Below are 12,308 nucleotides of genomic sequence, written 5' to 3'. Positions count from 1 at the left end.
CAAAAGCTTGGAACAGGTTCATATTCGACGCAACCATTTTTCTAAAGGAGCTGAAGATGAACGGTACAGCATCAAAAAATCGTCGCCTTCTTGGCCGTTGGCGCAAGTTCACAACTGAAACAGAGCAAGCCATGGCGCATAAAAAGCCTGTGGCGACCTATGAATCACAACCTCTCCCCCCTCGCATGCAGCGGGACATCGGCTTGATGGGCGGCATGTTTTCCTCCGCACTAGGTCGGCGTTCCTGAAACGTTCTTGCGCGTGACCCGTTCCCCTGATAGGTTTTTGTAATTATACTTAAAGCTATTGGATTTTTATGGTCACGCGCATTCAAACGGTGGCGTTTCAGGGCATCAATACGGTGCCCATTGATGTACAAGTGCAGGTTGCCAATGGGTTGCCTGCATTTAATATTGTCGGACTGGCCGATAAGGCCGTAGCCGAAAGCAAAGAGCGGGTGCGCGCGGCGTTGAACGCATCGGGCCTGTCCCTCCCCCCAAAGCGGATCGTGGTCAATTTGGCCCCCGCAGATTTACCCAAAGAAGGCAGCCATTATGATTTGCCCATCGCCCTTGGGCTGATGGCCGCCATCGGTGCCATTTCGCCCGATATGGCCAATGGTTATTTGGTGTTGGGCGAATTGGCGCTGGATGGTCGGATTTCCCCTGTGGCGGGTGTGCTGCCGACCGCGATTGCCGCCCAAAGCATGGAGCTTGGGCTTATCTGCCCTAAAGTGGCTGGGCCAGAAGCGGCATGGGCCGGGGGCGAATTGGATATTGTGGCGCCAGAAAGCCTACTGGCGCTGGTCAATCATTTGAAGGGCACGCAAATGTGTGTGCGGCCCCAACCAAAGCGTCAAGAACTGGGCGCAGACCTGCCTGATATGGCTGACATTAAAGGCCAGGAAAGCGCCAAACGCGCATTGGAAGTTGCGGCAGCCGGGGCGCATAATTTTTTGATGGTCGGCCCCCCCGGGGCAGGCAAATCCATGCTGGCGGCGCGGTTGCCGTCAATTTTGCCGCCGCTCAATCCCCGCGAACTGTTGGATGTATCCATGGTGCAGTCAGTGGCGGGGCAATTGGCGGGCGGCCAATTGTCAGACCGTCGTCCCTTTCGGGCCCCTCACCATTCAGCCTCGATGGCGGCGCTGGTCGGCGGTGGCTTAAAGGTTAAGCCGGGCGAAGTATCTCTGGCCCATAATGGTATTTTGTTTCTCGACGAGTTGCCCGAATTCTCGCCGCAAGTGATCGACAGTTTGCGGCAACCGTTGGAAAGCGGTGAGACCATCATCGCCCGCGCCAACAATCGGGTGACCTACCCTTCACAATTTCAATTGGTGGCGGCCATGAACCCGTGCAAATGCGGCATGGCCGGGACCCCGGGGCACACATGCCGTCGTGGCGCGCGCTGCGCGGCAGACTATCAAGCGCGGCTTTCGGGTCCCTTCCTCGACCGCATCGATATTCGCATTGATGTGCCTGCTGTGTCGGCGCTGGATATGATCGATGGCGGCAAGAGCGAACCAAGCGAAGCCATCGCCAAGCGGGTGGCGCGGGCGCGACAATTGCAGCATGAACGGTTTGCCCAGATGGGCGCGGTGACCACCCACACCAACGCAAGGGCCAGCGCCGATGTAATCGAAAAAGTGGTGGAGCTGAAAGATAATTCCAAAAAACTCTTGGTGGACGCGGCAGAAAAGTTCAATCTCTCCGCTCGGGCCTATCATCGAGTGCTCAAGGTGGCGCGGACCTTGGCTGATCTGGACAATCAACCACAGGTGGAGCGACAGCACGTGGCCGAGGCGCTGGGCTATCGACTGAATTTCAATTTGGGATAAACGCAAATGACAGACAATATCGCGCGACCGTTCGTCAAGCTGGCGCAGAATAATCGGCTGGCCAATTATCGGCTGCTCACGGCAATTTCGACCATGGAGGCGGCAGAGTTTAAAAAGGAGCGCACCTCTTTTTTCCCGTCATTGTGGCAGACCTTGAATCATAACCTTGTGGTGGATTGGTTTTATGTGGACGCGCTGGAAGGCGGTGATTTGGGGGCAGATGCGTGGAAGGACGAGACGCCATTTGCAGACCCACTCGCCCTGCGCAAAGCCCAAAGCGAGGTTGATGAGCGATTGATTCAATTTTGCAAACAACTGACCACAGAAAAGCTCGATCAGATTGTGCAGCTGAACAAAACCACTGAGCCGGTAGAAAATGTGCTTTTGCACCTGTTCCAACACCAAATTCACCATCGCGGACAAGCCCATGCCATGCTGGCCGGCAGCCCTGTTAAGCCGCCGCAACTGGATGAGTTTTTGTTTGCCATCGACAAGCCCTACCGCACCGCAGATTTGGCTGCCATTGGGTGGACCGAAGCCGATTTGGTTTAGCGCTGATTACTTGTCGCTTGCCGTGGGCAGATAGCGCAGACCACGGGCATCAATCTTTGCTTTCTTTGCCAAACGTTTAAAGCTCGTCTTTCGCTTTGACAATTTGAACGGCATCTGTTGGCTGAGGCCAAAAGCATCGCCTTTGATGCGCTGCTTGTCCGTGAACATCATGTAGATCGATTGGGCGCATTGCCACTTGCCGCCGGGAACCTTTGTAAAGGGATTTACGCTATTGGCTTGGTATCGGAAGCATGTTTGCGGATAGCCATCCTTGCCTGTGCCCACTTTCCATTCGCCGCGCACCACGTCGCGGTTCCCCGGATACCAAAGAAACGTTTTCCCGCCCGGTGTAAAATATTCGATTTGCGTACCATAGGGCTTTTGGTAACTCATCACCGTGTTGCCTTTATAGTAAGCTTTGACCTTGCTGACACGCGCTGAATTTTCGATCAAAAATTCTTCATTGATTCCTTTTGGCGCTTGCGCCAATGAAGGGGAGGTGCCCATTCCAGCAAAGGCGAGCAAGAGGCCGATAAATAGGACAGGCCGAAGCAGGTATCTGGCTAAAATCATTTAAAAAATCCAATTTCCATCTGTTGGAAGTTCAACCAAAAATATATGAAATCACAATGACGAAAATTCAAATTGAACACAAGACACCCACGCCTGAAGAATATTGCGACATGCGGGTGAAAACGGGCCTGTCGCCCAAAAGCCTGGAAGGCGCCACGATCGGCATGGCCAACTCCCTTTACGGCGTGAGTTTGCGCGACGAAGCAGGACAATTGGTGGGCATGGGCCGCCTGATCGGTGACGGTGGCTGCTTTGTGCAAATCTGCGATATCGCCGTGGACCCAGCGCATCAGGGCAAGGGGTTGGGCCAGCAAATTATGCAGGCACTGGTGGACCATATCCATGCCCATATGCCGGATTTGACCTGGGTGAATCTGTTTGCCGATGGCGACGCCCACCATCTTTACAAGAAATTTGGTTTTGAAATGACCGCGCCAACAAGCCAGGGCATGGCCTTTCGTTTGCGGCAGCAGGGCTAGGCCGCAAAGGGCCGAAAAGCCCACGCCACAAGGCGCGGGCCTAGTTCTCAAACGGGATTGATTCGCCTTAAGTGGGGCGTTGATCCGTATGCGCGTTGGCTCAATTGGGCACCAAAAGCACTTTACCATCACGGCCTGCCTCGGCGGCGCGATCAGCCGCTTGACCAATCTCTTCCAGCGGAAAGCGTGAATCGATTTTTGTTTTCAGTTTCCCATTGGCCACCATCGGGATAAGGGTGCCAAAAACGTCCTGCCTTTCTGCCGGGCTGGCCGTTTCGAACCATTTGGCTGACCAGAAACCGTGAATGCTGATCTCCTTAAAAATGGCGGCTCCCAGATTCAATGCGGGTGAACGCATAGACAGCGCGCCATAGGTGGTGAGGGTGCCGCCATAGGCAAGCACATCCAAAATGCGGACAAATGTTTCGTCGCCCACACAATCAATGCCGTAAACGATTGGGGCGCCGCCAGTGGCTTCTTTCACGCGCTCAGCCAGATCTTCCTGATCCACCAGCACGATATCTGCTCCCAACGCCTTTAACGCGGGAATTAGACTTTCCCGCCGGACAATATTAACGGTCTTGATGCCACGCTGTGCCGCCAGTTGAATAATGAGTTCACCAACAGCCGAATTGGCGGCGCTTTGAATGATCCAGTCACCTGGCTTAAGTGTCCTGAATTTGGTGAGCAGCAAATGTGCGGTGACCGGATTTAGGGCGACCATGGACAATTGCTCAACATCACCTGGTGGCAGGGGAATAAAGCCATCGGCAGGGCCTACCATTTCGTCGCGCCATGTGCCCAAGCCGCCGGCAAGTAATACATTTTGACCTGCCTCTAAATGGGTGACGCCTTCGCCCAGCTCAACCACACGCCCAACGCCTTCAACGCCGGGAACGGAGTGCAATTGCGGTTTCTCACCATATTGCCCGGCAATCGACAGCAAGTTGGACGGGTGAATTGGTGTCGCCAAAACTTCCACCCGAACTTCACCTGGCTTCACTGTCGGGGTGGGTGTTTCTTTAAGCATCAAGACGTCAGCCGGATTTCCAATTTCTGTGATTTCGATAGTTTTCATTTCATGCTCCATGGCCCGAAGGGCGTTAATTGTTGCAGAACTGAACATAACAGCCCAGCATGCCCCTGATAATTGGGCGCTTTTTGACAATTGTATTGTCTTTTAGGCAATAAAAGGCGAGACTACGAAAGACGATCGGAGGGGTGCTATGGATAGGCTTCGCGCCATCAGATATTTCATTAAGGTGGCGGAGACCCATAATTTTACACTGGCGGCTAAGGCGCTGGGGGTGCCCGCCTCTTCCGTTTCACGGCGCATTCAAGACCTGGAAGCGGATATGGGCATCAGCTTGCTCACGCGCACCACACGCGTGGTGAAGCTGACAGAATTGGGCGAGATTTATCTCGAACAGGTGCGTGGCGCCGTAGCCGGACTGGATGCGGCGGAAAGCGTTGTTCGAGATCGACCCGGCGCGCCAACAGGTCTTTTGCGCATAACATGCACGCCCAGCTATGGCAGTTTTTGTCTGATGCCGGTTTTGAGAAAAATGCGGACCAAATTTCCCGATTTGGTTGTGGATCTGGAACTGACCGACCAAGTGTCAAATCTGGCGAGTGATGATGTGGATTTGGCAATTCGTGCCACAGCTGATCCGCCAGAACGCGCCATTGCACGAAAGCTGACCGACAATAGATTTACCCTGGTGGCCGCACCAAATTATCTTGAGCGTTTTGGCAACCCAAAGATTCTGGCGGATCTGGACCACCACAGAACGTTGCTCTATCGCGGGCCACAAAGAATAATCCATTGGCAAGCCAAGCTGATTGCCGGTGGTTGGAAAGAAGTGATGACCCATCCAAGCTTCATCTGCAATGCAGGTGCAGAAATGGTGGCTGAAGCCGAGGCGGGAATGGGCCTGGCGCTGCTCCCCCGGTGGGGTATCGAACAGCAGCTTGCGACGGGTGCGTTGAAGCCATTGTCATTGGAGGATGCAGAACTTGCCCCGTCCCGCAATGATCAATCCGGCATTTATCTGCTCTATCATCAACCCAAATACCGGCTAAACAAGATCAAAACGAGCGTTGATTTTTTGCTGACGCATCTCGCAAAATGATCTGTGGCCGCCGCCCGCCTATCGGAGCCGCAGGAAAGTCAAATCATCGATAGCGGAAAACCTGTGGCGGCCTTAGCGCTTTGGTTTTAAACTTCAAGGCCAATTCGCGATAAAAAAAGACAATTTTTGCATTGTCTGACAAAATCCAGCCCACATCTCTTTGGCATTCTGCCAAGGAGTACTTATATGTCATATTCAATCAAATCATCTGGGCTGGCCGCCACGGCAGCCTGTTCAATCTTACTTTCAATGGCCGGAGGCACAATGGCACCCGCATTTGCATCATCTTCCCAATATGACCTTATTCCGCGTGAAGCGCTGTTGGGCAATCCCACCCAATCACAAGGCCGCATCAGCCCTGATGGGAAATGGCTAAGCTGGCTCGCCCCAAAAGATGGGGTGATGAATGTGTGGGTTGCGCCCGCAGACACGCCAGACGAGGCCCGCGTGATCACCCAGGATAAGAAGCGTGGCATCAATGCCCATTTCTGGACACCCGATAGCGCCTATATTCTGACCCAGCAAGATAAGGGCGGCGATGAGAATTTCCATCTTTACGCCACCAATATCGAAACCGCAGAAACCCGCGACCTAACGCCCATCAAGGATGGGGCGCGGGCGCAAATGCTCAAAATGAATAAGGATTATCCCGGTCGCGCAATTATTGGTATCAATGAACGCGACCCGCAGTTTTTTGACCTGTTTGACCTGAATTATCGCACGGGCGAAATGAGCCTGTTGGCGGAGAATCCAGGCTATGGCGGCTGGGATATTGATAATAGCCTTACCCCGCGTTTTGGGGTGGAAACCATTCCCGGCGGCGGCGCCAACATCTATCATGTGAATGAGAAGGGCGAAAAAGGCGATCTGTTTCAAACCATTGAAAATGATGACTTCTTCAATACACATCTCATCGGATTTTCAAAGGATAATGAGAGCATCTATATGCTCGACAGCCGTGGGCGCGACAAAGCCGCCTTCACCAAGGTCGAGATTGAAAGCGGCAAGGTGACGGAACTTGCCAGCAGTGACCTCGCTGATATTTCCAATGTGGCAACCGACCCGGAAACCTTGGAGCCGCTCGCCTATGCGGTGAACCATTTGAAATCAGAATGGACCGCCTTGGATTCATCGATTGAAGGCGATCTCGAATTTCTGAAGTCGCAGTTCAAGGGCCAGATCAGCATCACCAGCGCCACACGCGACAATCGCAAATGGGTGGTGGTTGATGATGCAGCCGAAGCGCCGGGGACCTATCAGCTCTATGATCGGGACAGTAAAACATTGACCGAGCTGTTTTCCAGTCGTCCCGCTCTGGCCGACGCGCCGTTGCAGCCAATGCATCCTGTGGCGATTAAAGCCCGTGATGGGTTGGAACTGGTGAGCTATTACACCTTGCCCCCGGGCACAGACGAAGATGGCGATGGCATCCCTGATCAACCTGTGCCGACGATTCTGTGGGTGCATGGCGGCCCTTGGGCACGCGATGGTTATGGCTATAATGCCACCCACCAATGGATGGCCAACCGGGGCTATGCCGTGTTGAGCGTAAATTATCGCGGCTCCACCGGCTTTGGCAAAAATCACGTAAACAGTGCCATTGGCGAATGGTCAGGCAAAATGCATGATGATTTGATCGACGCGGTAGATTGGGCGATTGAAAAAGGCATTGCCGATCCAGATAAAGTCGCCATCGGCGGCGGCTCATATGGCGGCTACGCCACTTTGGTAGGCGTGACGTTTACGCCAGACAAATTTGCCTGTGGCGTTGATATTGTCGGCCCGTCCAATCTCGTGACTCTGATGGAGAGCTTCCCACCCTATTGGCGACCTGTTTTGGAAGGCACCTTTTATCGTCATATTGGTGACCCGGCCAAGCCAGAAGATCGCGAGCGCATTGTGGCCCAATCGCCATTGACCCATGTGGATGAGATCAAAGTGCCGCTTTTGATCGGCCAAGGGGCAAACGATCCGCGTGTAACGAAAATCGAGGCTGACCAAATCGCAGACGCGATGCAGGAAAAGGGCCTTCCGGTGACCTATTTGAATTACACGGACGAAGGCCACGGTTTCCAACGCCCGGAAAATCGCTTGAGCTTTTTCGCCACCATGGAAGGCTTTTTGGCCGAATGTCTGGGTGGCCGCGCTGAGCCAATTGGCGATGCCTTTAAAGGATCTTCCGCTGAAATTTTGGCGGGTATTGAAGGGGTGAAAGGCCTGGAGGCGGCGGCCAAAGCATTGGCCCCGGGGCAAAAAGCCGACTAAATTTGACATGAAAAAACCGGCGGGAAAACCCGCCGGTTGAGTTTTGACTGCTGGTCGCCAGCTGTGGGGACGACGACCTTTCGTCAAAGGGTTGGTCTTTAGAACTGCGCCGTTTCCGTCGAATCGCTCATCGCAGTTGTGGAGCTGGAGCCCTGGCTAACCGCCATGGAAACCGCATCAAAATAGCTGGTGCCCACTTCGCGCTGGTGCCGTGTGGCAGAAAAGCCGCGGCTTTCCGCCCCAAATTCGGCCTGCTGCAATTCTGAATAGGCAGCCATGCCCCGCTCTTTATAGCGGCTCGCCAGATCGAATGTGGTGTAGCTGAGATTGTGGAACCCGGCCAAGGTGATGAACTGATATTTATAGCCCATCGCGCCCAGTTCAGCTTGGAACTTCGCCATCTCATTTTCACCCATATGTTTCGCCCAGTTGAACGATGGTGAACAATTATAAGCCAGCATCTGATCCGGATATTCAGCCTTGATCGCTTCGGCAAAGCGGCGGGCATCATCCAGATTTGGCGTTGACGTTTCACACCAGATCAAATCCGCATAAGGCGCATAGGCCAAACCGCGGGCAATCGCAGCATCAAAGCCACCTTTCAAGCGATAAAAGCCTTCTTCGGTGCGCTCTCCGGTGACGAACGGTGCGTCATATTCATCAACGTCTGAGGTGATCAAGCGCGCGGCTTCCGCATCGGTCCGCGCCATAATCAGTGTCGGTACGCCCATAACGTCAGAGGCCAAGCGCGCCGCGTTCAATGTGCGGACAAAGGTTTTTGTCGGCACAAGAACCTTGCCGCCCAAATGGCCGCATTTCTTTTCAGACGCCAACTGATCTTCAAAGTGAACCGCTGCAGCACCTGCTTCAATCATCGCCTTCATCAGTTCAAAGGCGTTCAACTGGCCGCCAAAGCCAGCTTCCGCATCGGCGATGATCGGCGCAAAGAAATCATAATCGGTTGTGCTTTCGCCGGACAGTTTTTCCATCGTTTGGATCTGATCCGCCCGCTGCAACCCTTTATTGATGCGCTTGACGATCGCAGGCACGCTGTCTGCCGGGTAAAGCGATTGGTCGGGATACATATTGCCCGAATTGTTGGCGTCCGCCGCAACCTGCCAACCTGACAAATAAATGGCCTTCAAACCCGCTTTGATCTGCTGCACCGCTTGGTTGCCGGTGAAGGTACCAAGGGTGGGCACATAATCTTCCGTATGCAAAAGATGCCACAATTTCTTGGCGCCATTTTCAGCCAATGAATGCTGGATGGGCAGTGAGCCGGCCAATTTAGCCACATCTTCTGGCGTGTAATTACGTTTGATATTTTTCCAGCGGTCGGGTGCCCATTCGGGGGCTTTGAACTGGTTCTGTTGGTTGCGGTCGAGCATTATCTTCTCCCTTTAGATACACACCTCCCAGCCGCCGAGAAGGTCTCGGCGGTGGACACCGCATGAGCTACGGCATCTTTTGGAGGGAAGTTTATTCAGTAGATTTTGTGTTTAGCCTTGGCGTGGCATTGAGCGGCGGAATGTGGCGGCGATCATTTGCGCGCCTTCAAACATATCGGTGCTTGGATTGTCGCCATCCGCAAGGGCAAACCGATGTTTGTCGACAGGACCCACAATCGCATAGCCCTCTGTATCGAGGCCGCGCGCCTTAAACTGACGCATGGCGTCAGCCACAGTGCGCGCAATGATTGTGATGTACTGATCTTGCGTTTGCGTGTGGGGCATTTCGATTGTGTGTGTCATTGTTGTTCTCCATGTTCGGGCCAATCCCGAAGTGACAATGTAAAGATTTGACAAATGGGCTCAAAATGCAAGATAATTCGTAATATCAAGGTGTTAAGGTGTAAATCCTTGTAAAGTGACGCAGGAATTATTGTAAATTTCTGTAAAGTTCGGGAGGGCGAAATGGACAAGGCTGGGCCACAAATTGGCGGTAAAATCAGGCGCTTAAGGCGGCAAAAGCATGTGAGCCAAGCTGATCTGGCCAACGCGCTGGGCATCTCTGCGAGCTATTTGAACCTTCTGGAACACAACCGCCGCAACATAACGGTGCCGCTGCTTTTTAAGCTCGCGGGCCATTTTGGCATTGAGCCGGGTGAGCTGGTGGAAAGCGATGAAGGCCAATTGGTTGGTGATTTGATGGAGCTGTTTGGCGACGATCTTTTTGCCGATAGCGATCTCACCAACCATGAAATCCGTGATCTGGCCTTTTCCAACCCCAATGCGTCGCGCGCCATTTTGCGGCTGTTTGATAAATATCAGGAAACACGCGGCGGCAATGGTCAAACGCCGCGGACGGATCAACCCGCCCCCACCGGCTATCATATGGCGACCGAGGCGATTTCCGATTTCATCCAAGAAAACGCCAACCATTTTCCTGCGCTGGAAGCCGCCGCCGAGCGCGTGCGCCACGATATTGACCAGGCCTCCGACAATTTCGAATATGGCATGAAATCCTATTTGGCCAATGTGTTTGGCATCGAATGCAAGTTGGCGTCGCTGCCCCATGGCGTGGCGCAGCGCTTCGATGAAAATATATCACGGCTGTTCATCTCCGACGTTTTAGCGCCCGAAACTGCGCTCTTTGCTGTGGCCCATCGCTTGGCAATCCTGTCGGCAGAACATCAGATTAACGAAATCATCGACCAATCCACCTTGCCCGAAGAGGGCGATGCGCCGCTTTTGGCGCGCAATGTGTTGGCGTCCTATTTCAGTGCCGCTTTGGTAATGCCCTACGAGCCGTTTTTGCGGGCGTGCCGCGAATTCCGCTACGACGTGGAGCGGATTTCCCGGCGTTTTGGCGCCAGCTTTGAGCAGGTCTGCCACCGCATGACCACGTTGCAGCGCCCCGGCGCACAAGGCATCCCCATGCATTTGGTGCGCACCGATATTGCCGGCAATATCTCCAAACGCTTCTCGCTTTCCGGCATTCATATTCCGCGCCATTCGGGCGCCTGCCCGCGTTGGAACATCTATTCCGCCTTTTTGCAGCCGGAAAAAGTCAATATTCAAATCTCGCAAATGCCGGACGGCGAAACCTATTTCTGCATTGCCAAAAGCATTGCCAAGGGCGGCTATCGCCACAATGCGCCCCGCCGCCACCTGTCTATCGGGTTGGGGTGCCATATTTCTCACGGCAAGGAGATGATTTACGCCGATGGGATGGACCTCAAAGATATGAGCCAAGTGGTGCCCATCGGGGTGGGCTGCCGCATTTGCCCGCGGCTGGAATGTGGCCAGCGGGCCCACCCGCCTGCGGACCATCGTTTCCATCTCGACAGCTCGCAAAAACTGGAAAACCTTTATGCAAAAATGAGTTAGATGCATGCGCCCCGCCGCCTGCCCATTCACCATTGGACACCAAATCTTTTGCACCTTCTTTTTAAACCGCTTATAGTGTCCAAAAGGGCTTGAACCGTGCGCTCAGAAGCACGGAGTTGCAGGGGTAAAACGCGCAAAAATGTTTATGTTCGATCTAAAGGGCAGGGAGACTGCTCCGCAGCACCGACCAAATCCGAAATGGTACCATAATATCTTTGCTGCGATGCCCGGCCTCAGCAGTGGGCAGAGTTCGCCTATTAGCGCACTGGATCAAAAGTCAACTTTTGCGATGCCCATGACCTTGGCGCGCATTGGGTCGCTTGAGGTGCGTGTTGCCATGAGCGCCAGTGAAGTGCGCAAGGCGCAGGAATTGCGCTATAAGGTGTTTTACGAAGAAATGTCGGCCCAACCTGATGGCCGCACCCGCCGCACCAAACGCGACGCTGATGAATATGATCCCCTTTGTGACCATATCATTGTTGTCGATCATGAGAATTTGCAGGGCATGGCCGGACGGCCAAAAATTGTGGGCACCTATCGCGCGTTGCGCTCGGATGTGGCACTGGCGTCAAACGGCTTTTATTCGGCAGCGGAATTTGATTTGAAGCCAATGCTGGCCACCCATTGGCAGCAGGGCTTTTGCGAGGTAGGTCGCTCCTGCGTGCTGCCTGAATATCGGGACAAGCGCACAATGGAAGCATTGTGGGTCGGCCTTTGGGCTTATGCGGTCCTGCACAATATTGATGTATTTTTCGGCGTCGCCAGCTTTGAAGGCACCCAGCCGGATGAACACCAAGAGGCCCTCAGCTATTTGCGCCATTACTGCCAGGCGCCAAAAGAATGGCGGGTATCGCCGCAGCCGGAAGTGGCGGGCGAGCTGGACTATTTGCCCAAAGACGAAATTGACCAACGCGCAGTGATCAAGAAGCTGCCGCCGCTGATCAAAGGCTATTTGCGCATCGGCGCCTATATTGGGGATGGCATCTTTGTCGACAAACAATTTGGCACCACAGATGTGATGATCATCACGCTTTTGGATCAAATGCCCGAGCGCTATAAGCAACATTTCCGCAACCTGACCGGATTAGACCGGAAAAACTGAGAATATGCCCGTCATGGCTGTTGGCAAGCGGATCCCTCA

At 53.8% G+C, this 12,308-nt stretch carries 12 protein-coding genes; 8 read left to right on the top strand and 4 right to left on the bottom strand.

The features are described 5' to 3' along the window. Nucleotides 1-56: 56 nt before the first annotated feature. From G549_RS0115400 to G549_RS0115390, 3 genes are all read left to right on the top strand, one after another. Nucleotides 57-248 carry a hypothetical protein gene (locus G549_RS0115400; protein ID WP_027835770.1) on the top strand — a complete coding sequence of 64 codons (192 nt, stop codon included), beginning with the start codon at nucleotides 57-59 and terminating at the stop codon, nucleotides 246-248. 68 nt (nucleotides 249-316) lie between these two features. Beyond that, entirely contained in the window at nucleotides 317-1,837 is a 1,521-nt protein-coding gene (locus G549_RS0115395) for a YifB family Mg chelatase-like AAA ATPase (RefSeq protein ID WP_027835769.1), read from the top strand. Nucleotides 1,838-1,843: 6 nt separating this feature from the next. Beyond that, on the top strand, nucleotides 1,844-2,389 hold the full coding sequence (locus tag G549_RS0115390) for a DinB family protein (RefSeq protein ID WP_027835768.1): 546 nt from the start codon (nucleotides 1,844-1,846) through the stop codon (nucleotides 2,387-2,389). Nucleotides 2,390-2,395: 6 nt separating this feature from the next. On the opposite strand, the gene G549_RS0115385 is transcribed toward G549_RS0115390, so the two are convergent. After that, nucleotides 2,396-2,962, bottom strand: a complete 567-nt coding sequence (locus G549_RS0115385; RefSeq protein WP_036223053.1) for a hypothetical protein — start codon at nucleotides 2,960-2,962, stop codon at nucleotides 2,396-2,398. Between the two features lie 56 nt (nucleotides 2,963-3,018). Between G549_RS0115385 and G549_RS0115380 the strand changes: the two genes are divergently transcribed. Continuing rightward, nucleotides 3,019-3,441 (top strand): GNAT family N-acetyltransferase, encoded by a 423-nt coding sequence (locus G549_RS0115380; RefSeq protein ID WP_036223050.1) that lies wholly within the window; start codon nucleotides 3,019-3,021, stop codon nucleotides 3,439-3,441. A gap of 100 nt (nucleotides 3,442-3,541) precedes the next feature. On the opposite strand, the gene G549_RS0115375 is transcribed toward G549_RS0115380, so the two are convergent. After that, complete coding sequence (locus G549_RS0115375) at nucleotides 3,542-4,519, bottom strand: zinc-dependent alcohol dehydrogenase family protein (RefSeq protein WP_027835765.1); 978 nt, start codon at nucleotides 4,517-4,519, stop codon at nucleotides 3,542-3,544. 148 nt (nucleotides 4,520-4,667) lie between these two features. Between G549_RS0115375 and G549_RS0115370 the strand changes: the two genes are divergently transcribed. Continuing rightward, entirely contained in the window at nucleotides 4,668-5,573 is a 906-nt protein-coding gene (locus G549_RS0115370) for a LysR family transcriptional regulator (protein ID WP_027835764.1), read from the top strand. A 186-nt stretch (nucleotides 5,574-5,759) separates the two neighbouring features. Further along, nucleotides 5,760-7,838 (top strand): S9 family peptidase, encoded by a 2,079-nt coding sequence (locus G549_RS20625; protein ID WP_210162438.1) that lies wholly within the window; start codon nucleotides 5,760-5,762, stop codon nucleotides 7,836-7,838. Between the two features lie 98 nt (nucleotides 7,839-7,936). Here G549_RS20625 and aceA read toward each other — a convergent pair whose 3' ends face one another. Together aceA and G549_RS0115345 are read right to left on the bottom strand one after the other, a co-directional pair. Beyond that, entirely contained in the window at nucleotides 7,937-9,226 is a 1,290-nt protein-coding gene (gene aceA / locus G549_RS0115350; RefSeq protein ID WP_027835763.1) for an isocitrate lyase, read from the bottom strand. A gap of 111 nt (nucleotides 9,227-9,337) precedes the next feature. Then, on the bottom strand, nucleotides 9,338-9,589 hold the full coding sequence (locus G549_RS0115345; RefSeq protein WP_027835762.1) for a hypothetical protein: 252 nt from the start codon (nucleotides 9,587-9,589) through the stop codon (nucleotides 9,338-9,340). Between the two features lie 162 nt (nucleotides 9,590-9,751). Between G549_RS0115345 and G549_RS0115340 the strand changes: the two genes are divergently transcribed. Together G549_RS0115340 and olsB are read left to right on the top strand one after the other, a co-directional pair. After that, the gene (locus tag G549_RS0115340; RefSeq protein WP_027835761.1) at nucleotides 9,752-11,167 is read left to right on the top strand and encodes a helix-turn-helix domain-containing protein; all 1,416 of its coding nucleotides are present in this window, start codon (nucleotides 9,752-9,754) and stop codon (nucleotides 11,165-11,167) included. 295 nt (nucleotides 11,168-11,462) lie between these two features. Continuing rightward, nucleotides 11,463-12,269 carry a l-ornithine N(alpha)-acyltransferase gene (olsB, locus tag G549_RS20620; protein ID WP_205468055.1) on the top strand — a complete coding sequence of 269 codons (807 nt, stop codon included), beginning with the start codon at nucleotides 11,463-11,465 and terminating at the stop codon, nucleotides 12,267-12,269. Nucleotides 12,270-12,308: the final 39 nt, after the last annotated feature.

It is taken from the genome of Maritalea myrionectae DSM 19524 (genome assembly GCF_000423365.1).
Classification (GTDB): domain Bacteria; phylum Pseudomonadota; class Alphaproteobacteria; order Rhizobiales; family Devosiaceae; genus Maritalea; species Maritalea myrionectae.
The sequence above is the reverse complement of the archived record's forward strand: the minus strand, read 5'-3'. Positions and strand labels throughout refer to the sequence as shown.